Annotated in this window: 19 protein-coding genes and 2 pseudogenes; 11 read left to right on the forward strand and 10 right to left on the reverse strand. The window is 35.5% G+C overall.

What is annotated here, in order from left to right:
- Positions 1-442: 442 nt before the first annotated feature.
- Positions 443-1,294 carry a Cof-type HAD-IIB family hydrolase gene (locus ACTNDN_RS20180; RefSeq protein ID WP_235251604.1) on the forward strand — a complete coding sequence of 284 codons (852 nt, stop codon included), beginning with the start codon at positions 443-445 and terminating at the stop codon, positions 1,292-1,294.
- A gap of 84 nt (positions 1,295-1,378) precedes the next feature.
- Entirely contained in the window at positions 1,379-1,507 is a 129-nt protein-coding gene (locus ACTNDN_RS20185; protein WP_349205497.1) for a hypothetical protein, read from the forward strand.
- A 353-nt stretch (positions 1,508-1,860) separates the two neighbouring features.
- Here the strand turns inward: ACTNDN_RS20185 and ACTNDN_RS20190 are convergent, their stop codons facing one another.
- Complete coding sequence (locus tag ACTNDN_RS20190; RefSeq protein WP_031540474.1) at positions 1,861-2,280, reverse strand: VOC family protein; 420 nt, start codon at positions 2,278-2,280, stop codon at positions 1,861-1,863.
- A 241-nt stretch (positions 2,281-2,521) separates the two neighbouring features.
- Here ACTNDN_RS20190 and ACTNDN_RS20195 point away from each other — a divergent pair, with 241 nt between their 5' ends.
- Positions 2,522-3,778, forward strand: a complete 1,257-nt coding sequence (locus ACTNDN_RS20195) for an ATP-binding protein (protein WP_441131958.1) — start codon at positions 2,522-2,524, stop codon at positions 3,776-3,778.
- A gap of 18 nt (positions 3,779-3,796) precedes the next feature.
- Here ACTNDN_RS20195 and ACTNDN_RS20200 read toward each other — a convergent pair whose 3' ends face one another.
- A complete protein-coding gene (locus ACTNDN_RS20200) occupies positions 3,797-4,090 on the reverse strand; it encodes a hypothetical protein (protein WP_349205500.1) in 294 nt (97 codons plus the stop codon).
- Between the two features lie 218 nt (positions 4,091-4,308).
- Between ACTNDN_RS20200 and ACTNDN_RS20205 the strand changes: the two genes are divergently transcribed.
- Positions 4,309-5,658, forward strand: a complete 1,350-nt coding sequence (locus tag ACTNDN_RS20205; protein ID WP_154708667.1) for a UDP-glucose dehydrogenase family protein — start codon at positions 4,309-4,311, stop codon at positions 5,656-5,658.
- 187 nt (positions 5,659-5,845) lie between these two features.
- Positions 5,846-6,841, forward strand: a complete 996-nt coding sequence (locus ACTNDN_RS20210) for an N-acetylmuramoyl-L-alanine amidase (protein WP_441131960.1) — start codon at positions 5,846-5,848, stop codon at positions 6,839-6,841.
- 113 nt (positions 6,842-6,954) lie between these two features.
- Here ACTNDN_RS20210 and ACTNDN_RS20215 read toward each other — a convergent pair.
- Positions 6,955-7,092: pseudogene (locus tag ACTNDN_RS20215) on the reverse strand (ATP-binding protein); the annotation flags it as partial.
- A 112-nt stretch (positions 7,093-7,204) separates the two neighbouring features.
- On the opposite strand from ACTNDN_RS20215, the gene ACTNDN_RS20220 reads away from it, so the two are divergent.
- Complete coding sequence (locus ACTNDN_RS20220; RefSeq protein WP_441131962.1) at positions 7,205-10,330, forward strand: alpha-mannosidase; 3,126 nt, start codon at positions 7,205-7,207, stop codon at positions 10,328-10,330.
- A 352-nt stretch (positions 10,331-10,682) separates the two neighbouring features.
- Here ACTNDN_RS20220 and ACTNDN_RS20225 read toward each other — a convergent pair whose 3' ends face one another.
- Both ACTNDN_RS20225 and ACTNDN_RS20230 read right to left on the reverse strand, forming a co-directional pair.
- Entirely contained in the window at positions 10,683-10,814 is a 132-nt protein-coding gene (locus ACTNDN_RS20225) for a hypothetical protein (protein ID WP_268817857.1), read from the reverse strand.
- A gap of 352 nt (positions 10,815-11,166) precedes the next feature.
- On the reverse strand, positions 11,167-12,597 hold the full coding sequence (locus ACTNDN_RS20230) for an alanine/glycine:cation symporter family protein (protein ID WP_441131963.1): 1,431 nt from the start codon (positions 12,595-12,597) through the stop codon (positions 11,167-11,169).
- A 404-nt stretch (positions 12,598-13,001) separates the two neighbouring features.
- Here ACTNDN_RS20230 and ACTNDN_RS20235 point away from each other — a divergent pair, with 404 nt between their 5' ends.
- Entirely contained in the window at positions 13,002-13,616 is a 615-nt protein-coding gene (locus ACTNDN_RS20235; RefSeq protein WP_154708671.1) for a nitroreductase family protein, read from the forward strand.
- A gap of 122 nt (positions 13,617-13,738) precedes the next feature.
- Entirely contained in the window at positions 13,739-14,563 is an 825-nt protein-coding gene (locus tag ACTNDN_RS20240) for an aldo/keto reductase (protein ID WP_235251602.1), read from the forward strand.
- Between the two features lie 149 nt (positions 14,564-14,712).
- Here ACTNDN_RS20240 and ACTNDN_RS20245 read toward each other — a convergent pair whose 3' ends face one another.
- Complete coding sequence (locus ACTNDN_RS20245; RefSeq protein WP_235251601.1) at positions 14,713-15,435, reverse strand: 3-ketoacyl-ACP reductase; 723 nt, start codon at positions 15,433-15,435, stop codon at positions 14,713-14,715.
- Between the two features lie 183 nt (positions 15,436-15,618).
- Between ACTNDN_RS20245 and ACTNDN_RS20250 the strand changes: the two genes are divergently transcribed.
- From ACTNDN_RS20250 to ACTNDN_RS20260, 3 genes are all read left to right on the forward strand, one after another.
- Positions 15,619-16,071: a hypothetical protein gene (locus tag ACTNDN_RS20250; protein ID WP_251627664.1), complete on the forward strand. Its 453-nt coding sequence runs from the start codon at positions 15,619-15,621 to the stop codon at positions 16,069-16,071.
- A gap of 46 nt (positions 16,072-16,117) precedes the next feature.
- Positions 16,118-16,798 carry a YdeI/OmpD-associated family protein gene (locus tag ACTNDN_RS20255; RefSeq protein ID WP_441131966.1) on the forward strand — a complete coding sequence of 227 codons (681 nt, stop codon included), beginning with the start codon at positions 16,118-16,120 and terminating at the stop codon, positions 16,796-16,798.
- Between the two features lie 211 nt (positions 16,799-17,009).
- Positions 17,010-17,210 (forward strand): ABC transporter permease subunit, encoded by a 201-nt coding sequence (locus ACTNDN_RS20260; RefSeq protein ID WP_441131979.1) that lies wholly within the window; start codon positions 17,010-17,012, stop codon positions 17,208-17,210.
- 84 nt (positions 17,211-17,294) lie between these two features.
- On the opposite strand, the gene ACTNDN_RS20265 is transcribed toward ACTNDN_RS20260, so the two are convergent.
- The 4 genes and pseudogenes from ACTNDN_RS20265 to ACTNDN_RS20280 form a co-directional block, all read right to left on the reverse strand.
- A complete protein-coding gene (locus ACTNDN_RS20265) occupies positions 17,295-17,477 on the reverse strand; it encodes a hypothetical protein (RefSeq protein WP_154708676.1) in 183 nt (60 codons plus the stop codon).
- The gene (locus tag ACTNDN_RS20270; RefSeq protein WP_235252792.1) at positions 17,474-17,620 is read right to left on the reverse strand and encodes a hypothetical protein; all 147 of its coding nucleotides are present in this window, start codon (positions 17,618-17,620) and stop codon (positions 17,474-17,476) included. Before ACTNDN_RS20270 ends, ACTNDN_RS20265 begins: the two co-directional genes overlap by 4 nt.
- Before the next feature lie 136 nt (positions 17,621-17,756).
- A pseudogene (locus tag ACTNDN_RS20275) lies at positions 17,757-18,286 on the reverse strand (UbiA family prenyltransferase).
- Positions 18,273-19,718, reverse strand: coding sequence for a menaquinone biosynthesis decarboxylase (locus ACTNDN_RS20280; protein WP_441131968.1), 1,446 nt, complete (start codon positions 19,716-19,718; stop codon positions 18,273-18,275). The pseudogene ACTNDN_RS20275 and the gene ACTNDN_RS20280 overlap by 14 nt, the downstream one beginning before the upstream one ends.
- Positions 19,719-19,907 lie beyond the last annotated feature (189 nt).

Raw genomic sequence — 19,907 nt, forward strand, 5'->3', positions numbered from 1 at the left:
TTTATTAAACACTGTCAAGCAACATATTTAATAGACCATAGACGCAATACAACTAACGATTTGCACTTATTTTTTTGGTGCGAAAGTTGAGATACTAACAATACTATTAAGTGCTCTAAATGCTTTTGTTTTTGCCAATATTGAAGAAGCAATTGGATTAGTGACTTTTCATAGAGGAGTGAATGCCTTTCATTTATTCCTTTTGGATTTAGTGATAGTGTTTGTATCATTCTGGTTTACTAAATTACTGTTGAAATTTAGGATTAATAAGAGTGAAGAGATGTAATAAATGAGCATGTGTTTTACAGCACATGCTTATTTTTTTGCAAAAATTCTAGTGCAGAGAAAGGTTTTAAGCAATCGAAATGCTAAATCGATGCATTTGAGCAAAAATGTAACGAGGTGTATACTTGCGAGTAAGAGTATTAAAGGGGGATTTATTTTGTTACAAAAACCAAAGGCTATTTTTCTAGATATGGATGGTACGATTTTAAATCATCAGAATCAGGTAAGTCTGAAGACAAAAGAGATTATTGATGATTTACGAAAGGAGGGTTTCTTCGTTTTTATAGCAACAGGAAGATCCTTTGACGAAATTACATCTGTCGTACCAGAAGGATTTGAAGTAGATGGTTATGTTACTTCCAACGGCATGGCTGGATATATAGGAAAAGAGCCGATTTTTCAACATACACTACCTTTACAATTAGTTGAAACCATTATTGAAAAGGCAAGAGAGTATAAAGTATATTATGAGCTTTTCCCATATGGAGCTTCTCGTATAACATTAAATCAAGATAAGGAGTATGTTATGCACGAAATCAGGGAACCGAAGCCGGAAAGTGTTGGGATCAATGAATGGCTTTCTCGAAAAGAAGCAATTAATGGAAAAATAGATTGGAAGGATACAATAGAGGGAAGCAAATTTTCGAAGTTTTATTTCTTTGCTCGAACGAAAGAACATATTAACCAGTGGAAGCAAGTATTAGAAGAATTAAGAAAGGAAGTCGACTTTACTGCTTCTACATCCTCTGGACATAATGTAGAAGTAATGGTTGCAAATGTAAATAAAGCAACAGGCATTAAACAAATGCTAGAGAAGTTTAGTCTATCAGCGAAAGAGACGATGGGAATTGGAGATAGTGATAATGACATCCAAATGCTGCAATTCGTTTCCATGCCAGTTGCTATGCAAAATGCACCAGAACACATTAAAGAAATAGCAAAAGAAATAACAGAGTTAACTTGTGATGAAGATGGAGTTTGTCATTTCCTCACATCTAAATTTAAGTAACGAATAAATTGCTTGTTTTTACCATATTAGTCATAGCTCCATTTGGAAAACCTATTTAGAGGCAAACAGAAAGGAGTGTTAAAAATGACGAAAAAATATAACAATGGAAGTAAGAATCAATACTCACCAAAGGGAAATCAAACTAGTGTTAGTGGCGATAACAGTAAAGGGAATAAACGGAATAAAAATCAAAGTGATAAAACAGAAGACTAAGAGGCTGGGACAAAAGCATCTCAACTAACAATACACACGAACACTTACAAAATTATTTGTGTAAATGTTCGTGTGTATTATTTTGAAAAAAGGTTTAGAAACGAAGTGGAATGGAGCGGAGGACACTCGACTCCTGCGGGAAATAGAGGAAAGGCTGAGACCCCGCAGGCGTGCCGAGGAGGATCAGCTTACTCCCCGGCGCATCGTGCGTCTGTAGCGCAATGGAACGACTTAGTTTTTACACTTAACTATATAAAAAAAATAAAGTAGCTTTATTTAAGAGCTGGATTAAAGATTGTTCGTCTTTAAAGATTAATTATTTAGTTTAGTCCCAGCCTCTTTTATATAATTGGTTAAAAAATAGTATTTTGTAATTTTTGAATATTTGCACTGTGAAATGGGGAATTGATTGGTTCATCCACCACACTAAACGGATTTCCATCTAGATCAAAGAAATCAAAGTATTTCATTCCACCAAAATCCTTTATTTCTGTCGTTTTCACACCGTTTTTATTCAAATACTCATATACCTCTTCAATATGATCTACAATAAAATTAAAGTAGGAATTTTTTTCTTCATTTTTTACTATAAATTCAGAGGATTGCGGTATATCCACTTGAATTAATGCAAGCTGAGTGGAACCGCTTGGAAAATAAAATCCGACCCCTTCTTCCCAGCTATCAATTTTCTTTACACCTAGCATTTTTTCATACCATTTACTTGCTTTCTCTAAGTCTGTAACGGGGATAAAAATACTTCCAATTCTAAACATAACTTTCTGTCTCCCTTCTAGATTTATGATATTTATGTTGATGGAAATTTCTTAATTATGTTAAATCGAATAAATATCTTTCATTCTATTATACAATAGGAAAAATGGAGAAATGTTTTTTGGGGAAATTTAAGAGCGCTCTGAATTTGTCGAGGATTAACTTGGTATTTTTAAAGGAATTTAGCGGAAAAGCTCGAATAATTAAGTAGCTAAATCTACTTAGAAGGGCTGGTTACTAATATTGTTAGCTTTTCCGACCGTTGAACAATTATCTTATCATTTGTTAGTGATTATCTTACCAATCGTTTGGTATCTATTAGTTAGTAAAGAAGAAATTTCACAGCGAAGAAAAATAATGTCAAATTTTTCTTTCAGCCTTTTTTTGATGCTTGTTCTCAGTATGGTGCATCCAATTGAGATGGGAGAGGGAGTTTATTATGATCTTAAAGTAGTTCCCATTCTATTAGCATTTGTCTATGGTGGCTTAAACACGAGTATCCTTTTAACCTTAATTTTAATAGGATATAAATTTTTTATGTTAGGGAATGCTTTTTATATGAATTTCTTTAATTACACTATTGCTGCTACCATTATTCTTATTTTAAAAAATAAATTGGTGACGCTTACCTTTAAAAAGAAATGGATAATAATTATGAGTGTTTACTGGCTAAGCGCCCTAACTCGAATTATAAATATATTCATTACCAATCAATTAGCCCAACTTCCTTTTACTTTGGTTTATACGTTTTCTACTTGGGGGGCATTATATATTGTTATCATCATGATCCAATATAATGAAGAGAAAATTCTTAATCAAACTAAAATTCAAATGGCGGAACGAGTAAATGCAGTAAGTCAATTGGCTGCATCTGTTGCACATGAGGTAAGAAACCCGATGACATCTGTGAAGGGATTTCTGCAACTAATACGTGGAGACAATAATTTATCTGAAAAACAAAGAAAATACATAGAAATATCGTTAGGAGAATTGGAACGTACAGAAACGATCATCAATGATTATTTATCAATGGCAAAACCTGTTTCGAGAGAAGAAGAGGACAATTTAAATATTACAGCTGAACTGAGGAGCATTATTGAAGTAATAACTTCTTATACAAATAATCATACTATTATCATCGATGCGGTGATCTCTAACCACCTCTATTGTAAAGGGAAAAGGAATGAATTTAGGCAGGCGATGATTAATATGATGAAAAATAGTGTAGAAGCTATGAATGGGAACGGTATATTAGCAGTCCGTGCATATGCTTTTGGAGAAAAAATTTATATTGAAATTGAAGACAATGGAATAGGAATGACGAGTAAACAGGTGAAACAATTAGGAACACCGTATTATTCTACCAAAGATAAAGGAACAGGTATTGGCCTTACCTTGGTATATCGTATTATAAGAGATATGAAGGGAGAAATAACGGTTGTCAGCAAAAAAGGACAAGGTACAATGTTTAGAATTGCCTTAGCAAAAGCAATCGCTTGATAAAGTGTGTCGATTCTTTTAATTAGAATCGACATTTTTATTATATTTTCTAATTAACTCGATGATAAAAAAGTCAATCCAAGAAATAATCGGAATGAATAGTGGCAGTACATAGATAGAAGTATGTCCTAATCCAAATAATTTAGCCTCTTCATTACATAAATAATATATCAGCGTAGATCCCACTAAAAAGACTGAATTCCAACAAAAAGCAATCAATAATGCTACCCATTTATTTTTTGTTTGTATAAAGGTAAGAATAGAGAGGATAGCAGAAATGAAGAAGGATATAAAAATGAAGATACTAACCAATAGATTCCCTCCAAATCTTTCATATTAGATGTATTTTAACATAAGTTACTTTTGATGATAGGTGAAAAATTTACATTACTTTACTAAAAATATAAAAAAGATTAAAAGAGAATAAATAGTAAAGCAATATACTAAAGATATTCTGAATAGAATTGCCTTTTTATTGATTAATATAGAGCAAGTTTGGTCTCTAATTTTTTACATAAGGAGATTGTAGAATGAATATCACAGTGGCAGGTACAGGATATGTTGGATTAGTGACAGGTGTTTGTTTAGCAGAAGTTGGTCACCAAGTTACGTGTGTGGATCCATCCCAAGAGAAAATCGTTCTATTAAACTTAGGGATTTCGCCGATTTATGAGCCGGAATTAGATGGATTAATAGAAAAAAATACGAATGCAGGGAAATTAACATTTACCACAGATTATGAACAGGCTTATGCTCAATCAGATGTTATTTTCATTGGCGTTGGAACACCAGAGAATGAAGATGGGTCAGCTAATTTACATTATGTATTCCAAGTTGTAAAGCAAATTGCCGAAAGTATAACCCGTGATTGTCTGATTGTCATTAAATCAACGGTTCCAATTGGAACAAATGACCGGTTGGAAACCTATATTAAGCATCATTTAAAACATAAAGTTGCTGTTGAAGTTGCTTCAAATCCAGAATTTCTTGCACAAGGAAGTGCGATTAAAGATACATTATATGCCTCTCGGATAGTAATTGGGGTAGAGAGTAAGCGGGCAAAAGACATATTAACTTCTATTTATGAACCATTTAAACAACCAATTTTAACGATGAATCGTCGCAGTGCTGAAATGGTTAAATATGCATCAAATGATTTCCTTGCATTAAAGATTTCTTTCATCAATGATATTGCCAATCTATGCGAGGTAGTTGGAGCAAATATCGATGACGTTACAAGTGGGATGAGCTATGATGAGCGTATAGGAAAAAAATTCTTAAATCCTGGTATTGGGTACGGTGGTTCGTGTTTTCCAAAGGATACTAAAGCTTTACATTGGCTCGCTGAAGAAGAAGGTTATGTCTTGCGTACAGTGAAGGCAGCGATAGAGGTAAATGAAAAGCAAAAATTCAAGCTAATTTCAAAAGCGAGGACCGAGTTTTCATCCTTCCATGGGCTAAAAGTGGCTGTGCTCGGACTAACTTTTAAGCCTGGAACAGATGATTTACGAGAAGCTCCTTCTATTCCTAATGTGCGGTTATTATTAAATGAAGGCGCAAAGGTACATGTATATGATCCAGTTGGAGCAGAGAACTTTAAAAAACTCTTTCCTACTGACGTAGTTTACGAAAAAATACCAGAGAAGGCACTTGAAGGGGCAGACATTTGCTTCATTTTTACCGAATGGGAAGAAATTAAGGCGATTGATTTAACCATTATTAAGGAGAAGATGAACGAACCGTTTGTTTTTGATGGGCGTAATTGTTTTCCACTGGAGGAAGCAAGAGAGGTAGGCATTAATTATTTCTCCATCGGTCGACCACATGTAAAAGGGATGAGGGCTGGAGGCAGAGATGGGGATGGCTTCCTTGTTTCATAGTCTACTTGATAAAATATATTCAATTTGCAAAGGATTCTCCAGGTTCGTTGAGAGTCCTTTTTTTTGACTAATTTAACTGTAAAATTGCTTAGCTGCACGTAGTAAGGATCCTATATATCGTCATAGGAACAGATGACAGCGTTTGTCATAAAATAAATCATAACACCAAAATAGGGAGTGAAGAAGAATGGTGAAAATCTTTATCGATCCAGGACATGGTGGGACTGATTCAGGAGCAGTAGGTAATGGGTTACAAGAAAAAGCATTAACATTAACTATTGCTAAAAAAATAGAAACTTTATTAAAAAGTTATGAAGACGTTAGTGTAAGAATGAGCCGCACTAATGATACTACTTTATCATTAACGCAACGTACGAATGCAGCAAATACATGGGGAGCTGACTTCTTTCTATCCATTCATATTAATGCTGGAGGAGGTTCTGGCTACGAGGATTACCGTTATAATACTTTATCTGCAACTAGCAATGCTGGGAAAATCCAAGCAGCTATCCATACAGCTGTAATGAATGAACTAAAAGCTTTTGGTGTCTTTGATCGCGGGGTTAAATCAGCAAATTTCCATGTGCTAAGGGAGAGTAATATGAACGCCATGCTAACGGAAAACCTCTTTATTGATACGAAAGCGGATGCTGATTTGCTTAAAAGAAATGATGTGTTAGACGCTATAGCTCGTGGACATGTAACAGGTATTGCGAAAGCATATAATCTTAAAGTGAAAGCGACTCAACCAACTCAATCAACGCAACCAGCTCCAAAGCCTGCGACTACTTCGTCTACTCCATCTATTATGTATGATGCACATATACAAGGAATCGGCTGGCAAGGGTGGAAAAAAGATGGTCAAACAGCTGGAACCACTGGAGAATCAAAAAGGCTAGAAGCGTTAACTGTTAGATTGGTAAATACAGATGCTGAATTAGAGATGCAAGGACATGTACAAGGGAAGGGCTGGACAACGTTAAGAGGTAATGGCGAAGTAATTGGAACAATCGGTTTGGGGTTGCGTATGGAAGCTATTCGAATAAAAGTTACAGGTTTAAATGTTCAATACAGAGTCCATGTGGAATACGAAGGATGGACAGAGTGGAAAAGAAATGGAGAGGACGCAGGTACGACAGGACAGAGTAAACGAATTGAGGCAATAGAAATCAAGTTTGTTTAGGAAATCTACAATAATGTTCATTTGAATAGGAAATCGAATGAATGAAGGATAAACCCCCTAGAAAATTTGTTTTATTTATTTTCTAGGGTGAATGTATAATGATTAGCAGCTACTTAGTAATGTGATTTTGGTAAAGTAATCGTAAATGTTGTGCCAACATCAACTTCGCTAGCTACACTAATGGTTCCTTGATGACTTTCAATTATTTGAAAGCTAATCATTAGACCAATGCCCGTTCCCTTTGCTTTGGTTTCCTTCCATTTCAAATCTCACTCTTTTAAATTTACAGGTTGACTATCCTACTGATTATAAGATAATGAGTGTAGTCGAAATTTTAGGAATTATCTTACAAGGAGGTATTCTATGTTCTGGACAGAGAAAAAATTAGAAGCAAGAATAAAGGAACTAGATAAATATCGTTATCGAGATTCCATTTTCTTAGAGTCCTTTCATATACAATTAGATGAAGAAGGAAAAATTGGTGCAAGACCACCGGAAGATGGGGAATGGACAACCATTAACGTAGGAGCTAACTGGGCAGGAAGGGATCAATATGCTTGGTTAAAGACAGAAGTTGCGATTCCTGCGAGCTGGAGGGATAGAAAAGTACTAGGATATTTTGACTTTGGTATAACAGATGGAGGGACCAATTCAGGATTTGAATCATTGTTATATGTGAACCAGGAAACGTACCAAGGAGTAGATGCTAACCATCGAGAAGTTTTTCTTAAGAAAACGCATTGTGGAACAAATGTAAGCCTGATTTTTCGGCTATGGTCTGGCTTAGAGGGAGGCGGAATTCCTCAAGTTCAAGAGAATAAGATCAAGACTGCCAAGATTGGCTGGCTTGATGAAGCAACAGATGATTTATATTATACGGCAAAAGCAGTGATTCAAACGATACAAATTTTAGATAATAACCGTGCGGAATACCAAGCCCTTCTTACTTCATTAAATCAAGCTTTTATGGAAATAGACTGGGTGGAGCCAGGTTCTGCTGTATTCTATGAATCTATCAACAAAGCAAATAATATTTTGAATAATGCCTTAGATAAAATGGAAAAGCAATCTGCTGTCACAATCCATGCCATTGGCCACACACATATTGATGTAGCATGGTTATGGCGATTGAAGCATACACGAGAAAAAGCAGCGCGTTCTTTCTCAACAGTACTGCGCTTAATGGAGCAATATCCAGAATACATATTTATGCAATCACAGCCACAGCTTTATGCCTATATCAAAGAGGATTATCCAGAAATTTATGCTCAATTAAAGGATAGAGTGGCAGAGGGCAGATGGGAGCCAGAAGGTGGAATGTGGCTTGAACCTGACTGTAATTTGCCATCTGGGGAATCTTTCGTCCGACAATTATTACACGGAACAAGGTTTTTAAAAGAAGAGTTTGGTGTAACAAGTAAGTATCTATGGTTGCCAGATGTTTTTGGTTATAGCTGGTCATTGCCGCAGATTTTAAAGCAATCAGGTATTGAGACTTTTATGACGACAAAGATTAGCTGGAATCAGTATAATCGGATGCCACATGATACATTTCAATGGCGAGGTATTGATGGAACGGAAATTTTAACTCATTTTGTAACAACTCCCTATCCGAACAGCAGAGGCTGGGCTTATGACTACAATGGAGAAATGCAAGCAGATGTCGTTCAAGGTGTTTGGGATAACTATAAAGACAAAAATATTACGCAAGATTTACTGATGTCCTATGGCTATGGAGATGGTGGGGGCGGAGTAAACCGAGATATGCTGGAAATGCGGAGAAGATTTGACCGAATTCCTGGTCTTCCTCATGTGAAATCAACAAAAGCGGGCGATTATTTTGAAGCGCTTCATGAAAAAGTGAATAGCACAGATGAGTACGTCCACACATGGGATGGCGAGCTTTATTTAGAATTTCACCGCGGAACCTATACAAGCCAAGCCTATAATAAAAGAAGTAATCGAAAAAAGGAATTATTGTACCGGGAAACAGAGTTGCTAAGTGTTTTAGCAAGTGTGTTTACAGAGGATTGGTCCTCTTATCCACAGGAATCTCTTCATAAAGGCTGGACAATTTTATTGCGAAATCAATTCCATGATATCATTCCTGGCTCATCCATTCGGGAAGTGTATGAGGATAGCATTCTAGAATATGAAGAAGCAAAGAAACTTGCATATGAAGTGCAAGAAAAAGTTTCAAACAGCATAGTAGATAAGAACGCCTTCCAATATACAGTGATGAATGATTCCTCTTGGACACGTTCTGGAATAGTAGAAATTCCGGTTAAGGACGGCTTGGAAGAGGGGCAATGGGTATCAGAACAGGAAAAAGTACTACAAGCTGAAAAAGTGAATGAGAAATGGCTTGTACAAATGAAAGATGTTCCATCCCATGGACTAGCTAATATTGCCTTTATATCTGGTAATATTGGAGGACAGGATAAACAATCCTCTTTTGTGATAAATGAATCTGGGATTGAATCATGTTTTTATAAAATTAGTTGGAATGAAAAAGGACAATTAAGTCGTATTTTTGATAAAAAGGCACATAGAGAGATCTTAAAAGCAAAGCAAACAGGGAACGTACTGCAAGTTTTTGAAGACAAACCTTTGAGATGGGAAGCCTGGGATATAGACATTTTCTATCAAGAAAAGCATAAAGAGATTTCAGCCCTTGAAAATATTGAAGTGGTAGAGAATAACTCCTTACGTGCAGTAATACGGTTTATGTGGACGTATCATCATTCTAAAATAGTGCAGGAGCTTATTCTTTATTCAGAAAATCCGAGAATGGATTTTAAGACAGAGGTTGATTGGCATGAACAACATCAGCTATTAAAGGTTGCATTTCCTGTAGAGATTCGATCTACACAAGCAACCTATGATATTCAATTTGGAAATGTCCAAAGACCTACTCATTGGAATACAAGCTGGGATTATGCTAAGTTTGAAACAGTTGGACACCAATGGGCAGATCTATCAGAACATGGCTATGGAATTAGTCTTTTGAACGATTGTAAATATGGCTATGACATTAAAGATTCTACGATGCGTCTTTCCCTAATTAAATCTGGAACTTATCCAGATTATCTACAGGACCAAGGAGCTCATACGTTTACTTATTCGATTTTGCCCCATGAAGGCGACTGGAGAGAAGGTAGAACTGTCCAAGAGGCGTGGGATTTGAATCAGCCGTTAAAAGGATTAGAAGGAAAGTTAAAAACCACTGATTTCTCTTTATTCAAGGTAGCGTCCAGTCATTGTCTAATTGATGCAGTCAAAAAAGCAGAGGATGATAATAAAATCATTGTTCGTTTACATGAATTTATGGGGAAAAGGGGAATGGTAGAGCTAACATCAGATTCCCTTATTCAATCTTGGCGAGAATGCAATATTATGGAGCAACCAATTGGCGATAAACAGGAAAATGCAAAGCTATCATTTGAAATTAAGCCATATGAAATTAAGACGTTTTTAGTGGAAATCTAAATTTTCTAGGCAGGCTCTAAAGTGTTAAATATACTTTGAAGTCTGCCTTTTGCATGTTTTAATTGAAGGAAGCTTATACTTGGCCTTTTCTTATGTAACTCACAAATAATCGCTATTTTAAAAGACTTGTCTAAAGAAGGGGCAATATAACTAAACGAAAAACAGCATTTAATATAACAATTAGAACTTTTGGAAAAATTATTTCGTGCCCAGTATATAGGGACAAAGAGAGAAGGAGGAATAAAGGATAAAGTATTTATTGTACAAAACCCTTTCCCATTAGAAATACAATGCTACAGAGGTGCAATATATATAGAAATGAGAAAACTTTTGATAGAACCACTAAAAGAAGTTAGGGTCTATTTTTCTTTGTTATTTTCAATGCTTTTTCTAAAGGGATTATATCTTTCTCGATTGCCTTTAAATCAGACTGACACTTTTTTAATAGGTTTTGAATTTCATTCCATTTTTTGTTTTGAATCATAATAGCTTCTCCTTACATAATTGTGGTAATAATAAAAATTATGTGCAGTAAAGAAGAAGTATTCGTATTAAGAGTTGTTTCTTAGTTATTTTATGATAGAGGAAGTTACTTAGCAGGAGATTTTATATAATTTATCTTAGTATAGATGAACATAGTGCAGAATTTTGCTGCGGAATGAAGATGTGATTTTGGAATGGAAGGCGAATACATGAAAAACGGATATATAATCCAAAAGGAAGTGGATATGATCCAAATCTAATTTTCAATCCCAAACCACCTGCAATATTAAAATTGAACTGGACTGCCAATAATGACAGACCAGTTCAATTTACCACAAATCATTTAATCAAATCTAAACAACCTCTTTAATCGCCTTGTTCTTCCTCAATGGCCAAGCTTCTACTCCCTTAAGACCCTTGATATCATTTCGGTAGAAAACAGGTTCTTTTCCTAGCTTTCTCTGTTTCATATAATGATCAAGTGCTTTAAAGGCAATAGGTCCGAGAATGGCGATAGCAGCTAAGTTTACAAGAGCCATTATTGCCATCGTAAAGTCAGCGAGATCCCAAACGATTTGCAGATTAGCTACTGCACCAAACATTACCATTCCAAGTGCTAATACTCGATAAAAGTTTAAGAAATTTTTGCTTTTACTAATAAACGGTAGGTTTGCTTCGCCGTAATAGTAGCACCCGATGATGGAAGTAAAGGCGAATAGGAATATGGCAATACCTAAGAAAATGCCACCCCATGTGCCAAAGTGTTCTGCCATCGCAGCTTGTGATAATTCAATGCCTGTTAAGCCTGATCCATATGCATCAGAAGTTAGGATAATAAAGGCAGTTGCAGAACAAACGAGTAAAGTATCAAAGAATACACCGAGGGCCTGAATAAATCCTTGTTTTGCCGGGTGGGATACAGATGCGGTTGCAGCCGCAATGGGATCTCCTCCAATCCCAGCTCCATTGGAGAAGAGACCTCTTTTAACTCCATTCATAATAGCTGCAGCAATTCCGCCGCCAACTACTTGTTCCATACCGAAGGCACTTTTAAAAATTAATGCTAAAACATGAGGAATCTCTGTAATATTGGTGATTACTACAAAGATTGCAAGAAGAATATAGCCTAAGGCCATAAAGGGAACGATAAGAGATGAAATATCAGCAATACGTTTAATACCACCAAAAACAACTAAACTAGTAAGAATGACCAAGGCAACTCCAGCGATAATGGGACTAAGGCCAAATGAGTTTTCTAATGCAACAGCAATCGTATTACTCTGTACTGCATTAAAGGTAGTACCATATGAAAGAATCATCATGACAGCGAAAAGGGCACTCATCCACTTTTTATTCAGCTGCTTTTTCATATAGTAGGCAGGACCACCTTTGAAACGGCCATTGTCTTTTGCTTTATAAATTTGTGCCAAAGTATTTTCCACAAATGAGCTGGCACTGCCGAGAATAGCTACCATCCACATCCAAAATACTGCTCCAGGTCCTCCAATTGCTAAGGCAATGGCTACTCCTGCAAGATTGCCTGTACCAATTCGAGTACCTGCCCCTACGAAAAATGCTTGTAGAGAAGAAATTTGTTTTTTCTCTGTGTGTTCAGGTGGCTTCTCTTTCACTTTCAATAAGCGAAACATTTCTTTTACATGCCTGATTTGTGCAAATTTTGATCCAATGGTGAAGTATATCCCAAGCCCAAGTAAAACGGCTATCAACACATACCCCCAAAGTACCGTATTTCCACTTGCGATTAACTTTTCAATAATATTCACGCAACCCCTCCCAAAAATTTTATGGTTTCGATTATCTCGAAAAATGTTGCACCTGTCAAATAAAATTGGTCGTTATCACTGTCAAAAAACCGATGTGGATATTTATGGAATCGTCTGTATCCCTTATTATTATTGGCTTTAATTGATAGTGCTAAATAATTAAATTATTTAAAAAATTATTTTAGAGTGTACGAGAAGAAAGCAGTTAATAATTACTTTTATAGACAGGGTAGAGCTTCATTTTATCTGTATGCTGCTTCATTAATTATTATTGTTAATAAACCATTCAATAGTGGGACATATGTCATGTTGGAAAAAATTCAAATCGTCCCCTTTGACAACATCTACTTACTAATGGTAAGTTAGTTGTTGTCTATAACGAACTAGAAAGTTGGAGGGGAATTATGTCACAATTAGAACAAGTTATGAAGAGTCGTAAGTCAGTTAGAGTTTATGATTCTACTCACAAAATGGATAAGCAGGAATTAGAAGAAATCATAGAGATGGCTACAAGTGCTCCATCTTCAAGTAATCTACAATCTTGGAGATTTATTGTTATACAAGATCAAGAAATCAAGAAAGAGTTACGAGCAATTGGAAACAATCAAGCGCAAATTGAAGATTCTTCCGCAATTATTGCAGTATTAGGAGATACAGAAGCTTATAGAAACGTAGAGAAAATCTATGAACAAAATGTTTCTCTTGGTTACATGGATCAAGCTATTGCAGATAGAACAATTAGCAATACACAAAGCATATACCCTAATCTTCCAAAACAAACACTAGCTCAAATTGCTAGCTATGATGCAGGATTAATTTCTATGCAAATTCTATTACTAGCCAAAGAACGGGGATATGATACGGTAGTAATGGGAGGCTTTGATAAAGCAGCATTTGCCAAACGGTTTGATTTGCCTGAAAATCAATTTCCAATTACATTAATTGCTATAGGTAAAGCCACTGCACCTGCTTTTAATACAAGTAGATTGCCGGTTGAAAAGATTACGAAATTTTATTGATTGAAGATAATTATAAGGGAAGAGATAATCTTTAAGGTTGTCTCTTTTTAAACCATTCTTTTTGTAATTTATTCCTAAGCACGCTAAACTAAAAGAGAATTCAGAAAGAGGAGTGTGAAAAGATGAACGATGTTACATTAAATAATGGCTTAAAGATGCCCCAACTAGGATTTGGCGTATGGCAGGTTCCTGATGAGGAAGCGGCTCTTGCTGTTACGAATGCCTTTAAAGTTGGCTATACCTCTATTGATACAGCGATGGTATATCGAAATGAACAAGGCGTTGGAAAAGCAATTAAAGATTCGTCTATTCCCCGTGAAGATTTATTTATCACAACAAAGGTTTGGAATAGTGATCAGGGGTATGAAAATACGCTAAGAGCTTTTGATGAAAGCTTAGAAAGATTAGGTCTTGATTATGTTGATCTCTATTTGATTCACTGGCCAACTCCACAATTTGATGAATATGTTGATACATATAAGGCATTAGAAAAGTTATATAGAGATGGCAGAGTAAAGGCCATTGGTGTTTGCAACTTTGAAATGGAACACTTAGAGCGCATTTTGAATGAATGTGAAGTAAAGCCTGTTTTGAATCAGGTTGAATGTCATCCGTACTTAGCCCAAAATGAATTAAAAGAATATTGTGCAAAGCATGATATATTTGTTGAAGCGTGGAGTCCACTTGATCAAGGAGGAGAAGTCCTTCAAGATGCAGTCATCCAACAGATAGCAGTAGCAAAAGGGAAAACACCAGCACAAGTAGTACTACGTTGGCATTTGCAAAATAATACGATCGTCATTCCAAAATCTGTTACACCATCTCGTATTGAGGAAAATTTTCAAGTATTTGATTTTGAATTAACGAATGAGGAAATGAAACAAATTAATGAGCTAAACCGCGACAGACGAAAAGGTCCACATCCAAATGATATGAATAAACGATAATAAAGAAAAGGGAATAGAGATGCTAAAAAAAACTAGCAATTCTATTCCCTTTTACTTTGTTTACAGTTAGGAGAATATTTGTGAAGCCTCATTCCTCTACCGAACACTCCTAAACCGATACTCTTAATTATTTTCTTTTCACAGAACCTTTAGAAAGGATTTGTTCCTATTACAGTAGCTGCTTTTACATAGATTCTTGGATGTAATTTTAATTGAGAAACAATAAGTTCAGCGATATCTTCTGGCTGCATATACTTCTCTGCACTGCCTTTGATTAAATCAGTTTGAACAGCTAGTTCTGTTGCAACTGTGCTTGGTGTTAAGGATGTAACGCGAATATTGTTTCTGCGTACCTCTTGTGCCAATGATTCTGTCATTCCAATTAGACCGAATTTAGAAGCACTATAAGCACTAGACGTTGCTGCCCCATTTAAACCATTTGTGGAAGAAATATTGATAATATCTCCACCATTTTTTTCAATTAATTGTGGTAGAACTGCTCGAGTTACATAGTATGGCCCCATTAGGTTTACATCAATGATTTTCTTCCATTCTTCAGGATTCATGTCCAATAGAGACCCAAATGTTCCAATTCCAGCATTATTAATCAAAATATCCGCTTTTCCAAGCTCTTTTGTTAATGTCGCGACTGCTTCGTTTACTTCTTCTAAAGAAGAGACGTCAACAGTTGCATAAGCAGCTTTAACACCAAGTGCTTCAACCTCTGTTACTACTTCTTTTAACGCTTCTTCTGTACGAGCGAGTAAGCCTACATTTACTCCTTCATTTGCTAATGAAATTGCTACAGCTTTCCCAATTCCTCTTCCAGCTCCTGTAATGAATGCAATTTTTCCTTTTAAAGCTTGTGCCATAATAAGCAACTCCTTCCAAGATAAACTCCTCTTTAAATATCTTTTACTATTTTATAATTTTCTCTAACCATAAGCAAGAAAGCCGCTTAGAGAAAAAAAGACCCCTTCCCTTTTTCATTGTGTAAGAGAGGAAAAACAAGGATAATAAAGTCAAGATGTTCTTACTAAAAAGGAGGATTAGATATGTCTTTTTCCTTGTCTCCTATTGGTTTGGTTATTGCTATTGGATTACTTTTACCGAATATCCTGTTTATTATTTTTTTTCCACCAAAAAATATACCTTCTAAAACGAGAAGCACTCCTCTTATCTTTCCTTTTATGGAAAGGGTAGGACAAATAGGCTGTCTATTTCTATTATCTACTACTACTAATCCGGTAAAAGTAATAGATGGGTGGTTGATTCTATCCTTGCTTTTTCTCCTCTTGTATTATCTTCTTTGGATTATGTATGTAAAGAATGACCGAGACTACAGCTTTCTTACAAAGTCTTTTCTGTTTATTCCTATTCCATTAGCAATTTTGCCTTGCTGTATTTTTTTCGTATCAGCCATTTGGGGACATTCTATATGGTTAGGAATAGGTACTATTATTTTTGCAATTGGTCATTGGAAAGTAAGCTCGGATAGTATTGTATAATAGGTTTATTATAGTGTTCTTAAAATAAATAAGAAGGAGATAAAGAATGGCAAAAACGATTGTCGAAAAATTAAATTTAAAAAAATATAAAAAAATGGCGATTCTTAATAATCCAAAAGAAACTGATTATTTTTCAGGATTGGATGAGTATGATGATGAGCTACTATCTAAATATGATGCTATATTTGGATTTGTACTAGATATGAATGAGATGCGAGAAATGGTTGATACGATTATTCGAAAAGAATCTTTAAATAAGAAAGGCTATATTTTTTTAGCGTATCCAAAGAAAGGGAATAAAGTCTACTCAACATATATTCATCGGGATGAACTATTCTCGGGATTAAATACAGATTCAGAAGGGTACGTCGGGGAAAGTACGATAAAATTTGCGCGAATGGTTGGATTAGATGATGTATTTACTGTAATTGGTTTAAAAGAGGAAGAAAAAAAGAAGAAAGTAGCATTTTCCTCAAAAGCGAGCCAGCGTGTAGATGATTACATAGAAAAAATACCAGATATTGAAAAGGATTTAACAGATTCGCCGGAGCTATTATCCTTCTACCAATCCCTAACACCAGGGTATCGCAAGGACTGGGCGCGGTATGTATATAGTGCAAAGCAAGAAGGAACGAGAGAAAAAAGGAAAGCGGAAATGAAGATAATTCTTCAGTCTGGTTATAAAAGTAGGGATATTTATAAAAGAGAGTATGGAAGAGAAAAATAAGCATTTTTTCAAAAGGCGTGTTTCTTTCTTTTAAACACGCCATTTCCACGCCTTTACTTTTGTCGCATCAACTATTCGTATTTCTCCATTTTAAAAAAGTGCTTTCCATTAAATCAATAAGTACAAAAAGAAGAAAACCTACTAAGCTTAAGACGATAATTCCGCTATACATATCAAGGTAATTTATGCGCATCCAAGCGTCCATTATATAATAACCCATTCCATATTGATAGTTTTAATTATCGTTTTCCAAATGATTATAGCTGTTCGTGACAGTGTTAAAGATATTCCCAAAGAAACCTACTATATCCTTCGATGTCTTGGCACTCGTAAATGGCGAGAATTTAAAGAAATCACATTACCTGCTTCGCTTTCTTCTATACTTAGCTCTATTCGTATTGCATTAGGTTAATATCTTATTCCATTGTTTAGATTGACCCATCAATAAACCAACTAGTAAACCGAAACATACAGAAATTGCTATCCCAACAAAAATTCAAACAAGACTATAGCCTAAATGAATGTAAATATCTTGTGATGCTAAAGAGTAAATATTAGAAAGAACCTCTATAGGTGCTGGCAATATTGGTTTGTTGATGATGAGAGAAACGGCATACCAAAGAAGGATAATGGAAATAAAGCCGAATAAGAAATCCTTCCATTTATCAATGATTTTCATTTTTTCCATTCCTTTGTCATGATATTTCGAATATCCGTTGCGATTTGTAAATACTCGATGGATGTTCGTTTGTTTTCAACCTTGTGAACAGGATTATCTAAAATGGTGATTATTCTTCCAGGAGAAGGAGACATAATCACCATTTTAGTCCCTAAATAAATGGCCTCTTCTATACTATGAGTAATAAGCAAGGTTGTAATATTTTGTTCCTTCCATATCTACAAAAATAGCTCTTGAATACTTTCCCTCGTTAAAATCTGTTTTATTTAGGAACATTGCTCAAGTAGATACAAACGCTGGCGTAAAGTCACCTAAATCGCCGGTAACCGCAATCCAAGCTCCCATTGGTGCAATGGCACAGGTCACTCCAAGAAAGAAATGGCATAGAAAGGTGAATCGTTTCGTGTAAGAATAGGCAACCAGAAAGATAAGTGCCCTGGAGAAAGTAATGCATATAATGGATTAATAAAGAAAGCGGAAAGGACCATTATGACAAAACAGAAACAGGAGAATAGGATAACTTCTTTTTTTGACAATACTCCCTGAGGAAGCTGCCTAGATGCTGTTCGTGGATTTTTTGCATCTATTTCTGCATCTATTACTCTATTAATTGCATTTGCTCCTGTCCGTGCACTTAATAGTGAGAGAAAGATTAAGCCAATCTTCCAAGGAGGCAAAAAGCTATTTGCTGTAAGTTTGCTAGCTAGTATCATGGAAACTAGACCAAAGGAAAGAGAAAAAATCGTATACTGGAACATAACTAAGGTGCCGTATTGCTTCACTTTATGGAGGGCTTTAGTTAAGACCATATTCTTTCCATCTCCTTGATACAAACTCTTTCATCTCAGTAGTCATTTCAATGTCATCTGGCCACTCTCTTGTATGCCCTTCACTAGACCATTTTTTTGTTGCATCGACACCTAGTCGATAGCCTAAATGCGACATATTGGAAGCATGATCTAATGCATCAAGTGGCCCTTCGCTAATTACCAGATCACGTTTTGCATCAATATTATTGAAGACCTTCCAAGCAACTGTAGAAAGATCATGTGGATTAATGTTTTCGTCTACTACAATAATCATTTTGGTATACATCATTTGGCCAATACCCCATAAGGAGTTCATTATTTTTTTGGCATGACCAGGAAACCGTTTCTTTATTGAAACAATTACACAGTTATGGAACACTCCTTCTAAAGGAAAGTTGTAGTCCACTATTTCAGGGTATTGCATCTTAATTAGAGGAAGGAAAATTCTTTCTGTTGCTTTTCCTAAATAACAATCTTCCATCGGTGGTTTCCCTACAATAGTTGTTGGGTAGATGGCATCTTTTCTATGTGTGATACATTTCACATGAAAGGTCGGATAGAAGTCTGCTAATGAATAATATCCAGTGTGATCGCCAAAAGGCCCTTCAAGACGAAGTTCTTCATTTACATCTACGTAGCCTTCTAAAATAAATTCTGCATTTGTTGGAACATAGATATCATTTGTTTTACTTTTTACGAGTGTAACAGGTCGTTTACGCAAAAAGCCTGCAAACATCATTTCATCAATCATTTTTGGAAGGGGAGCAGTGGCAGCATAAGTAATTGCTGGATCACAGCCTAAAGCAACAGAAACAGGCATTTTTCCGCCAAGCTTTTTATACTTTTCATAGATTTCTCTTCCATCTTTATGTAAGTGCCAATGCATGCCCGTTGTATTTTTATCATAGACCTGCATGCGGTACATCCCCATATTTTGTTGGCCTGTCTCAGGATCTTTCGTCATTATAAGTGGAAGTGTAATAAATTTCCCTCCGTCCTTTGGCCAACATTTTAAAATTGGTAATGTATTTAAATCAGGATCCATTTCTACGACATCCTGACAAGAACCTTTAGGGACTTTCAAAGGAAAAACATTAACTAGTCTACTAAGCTTTGGAAGTGCCTTGAATTTATTCATAAGCCCTAAATAGGTAGTCATGTCGATAAATTCGCCAATTTGATTTCCGATGATGTCCAAGTCGTCAACTTCCAATGCCATATTCATTCTTTTATAGGAACCCATCGCATTAATTAAGAGTGGAAATTTAGATCCTTTCACGTTATCGAATAATAGAGCAGGACCATTTTGCTTGGAGATTCGATCTGTTATCTCGGTTATTTCTAGTTCTGCATCCACTTCGACTTTTATCCGTTTTAGTTCATTTTCCTGATCTAAAGCGGCGACGAAATCATGTAAATCTTTGTATGCCATAATACAATCTCCTTCTAAAAAATAGTATGTGATAAAAGTAACATAGTTTATCATCAATTTAAAGACAGTCTATTCAAGTAAGTGTGACAAATTAAGGACAGTACCTAAAACTCTTCTAAAGGAAGAGGAGGTACTGTCCTTTCTAGGATTAGGAATGTTTTTAAAGCAGAAATCATAGTTTAGTATATA

The sequence above is a fragment of the Niallia sp. HCP3S3_B10 genome (assembly GCF_052064465.1).
Lineage (GTDB): Bacteria > Bacillota > Bacilli > Bacillales > Cytobacillaceae > Niallia > Niallia hominis.

Excerpts from the sequence above, each read along its gene's own strand:
- ACTNDN_RS20225 (WP_268817857.1), bottom strand. The coding sequence starts at position 10,814 with ATGATTCAAAACAAAAAATGGAATGAAATTCAAAACCTATTAAAAAAG.
- ACTNDN_RS20265 (WP_154708676.1), bottom strand. The coding sequence starts at position 17,477 with ATGAAAATCATTGATAAATGGAAGGATTTCTTATTCGGCTTTATTTCC.
- ACTNDN_RS20250 (WP_251627664.1), top strand. The coding sequence starts at position 15,619 with ATGTCTTTTTCCTTGTCTCCTATTGGTTTGGTTATTGCTATTGGATTA.
- ACTNDN_RS20235 (WP_154708671.1), top strand. The coding sequence starts at position 13,002 with ATGTCACAATTAGAACAAGTTATGAAGAGTCGTAAGTCAGTTAGAGTT.
- ACTNDN_RS20240 (WP_235251602.1), top strand. The coding sequence starts at position 13,739 with ATGAACGATGTTACATTAAATAATGGCTTAAAGATGCCCCAACTAGGA.
- ACTNDN_RS20255 (WP_441131966.1), top strand. The coding sequence starts at position 16,118 with ATGGCAAAAACGATTGTCGAAAAATTAAATTTAAAAAAATATAAAAAA.
- ACTNDN_RS20280 (WP_441131968.1), bottom strand. The coding sequence starts at position 19,718 with ATGGCATACAAAGATTTACATGATTTCGTCGCCGCTTTAGATCAGGAA.
- ACTNDN_RS20190 (WP_031540474.1), bottom strand. The coding sequence starts at position 2,280 with ATGTTTAGAATTGGAAGTATTTTTATCCCCGTTACAGACTTAGAGAAA.
- ACTNDN_RS20245 (WP_235251601.1), bottom strand. The coding sequence starts at position 15,435 with ATGGCACAAGCTTTAAAAGGAAAAATTGCATTCATTACAGGAGCTGGA.
- ACTNDN_RS20185 (WP_349205497.1), top strand. The coding sequence starts at position 1,379 with ATGACGAAAAAATATAACAATGGAAGTAAGAATCAATACTCACCAAAG.
- ACTNDN_RS20205 (WP_154708667.1), top strand. The coding sequence starts at position 4,309 with ATGAATATCACAGTGGCAGGTACAGGATATGTTGGATTAGTGACAGGT.
- ACTNDN_RS20220 (WP_441131962.1), top strand. The coding sequence starts at position 7,205 with ATGTTCTGGACAGAGAAAAAATTAGAAGCAAGAATAAAGGAACTAGAT.
- ACTNDN_RS20270 (WP_235252792.1), bottom strand. The coding sequence starts at position 17,620 with ATGGTGATTATGTCTCCTTCTCCTGGAAGAATAATCACCATTTTAGAT.
- ACTNDN_RS20210 (WP_441131960.1), top strand. The coding sequence starts at position 5,846 with ATGGTGAAAATCTTTATCGATCCAGGACATGGTGGGACTGATTCAGGA.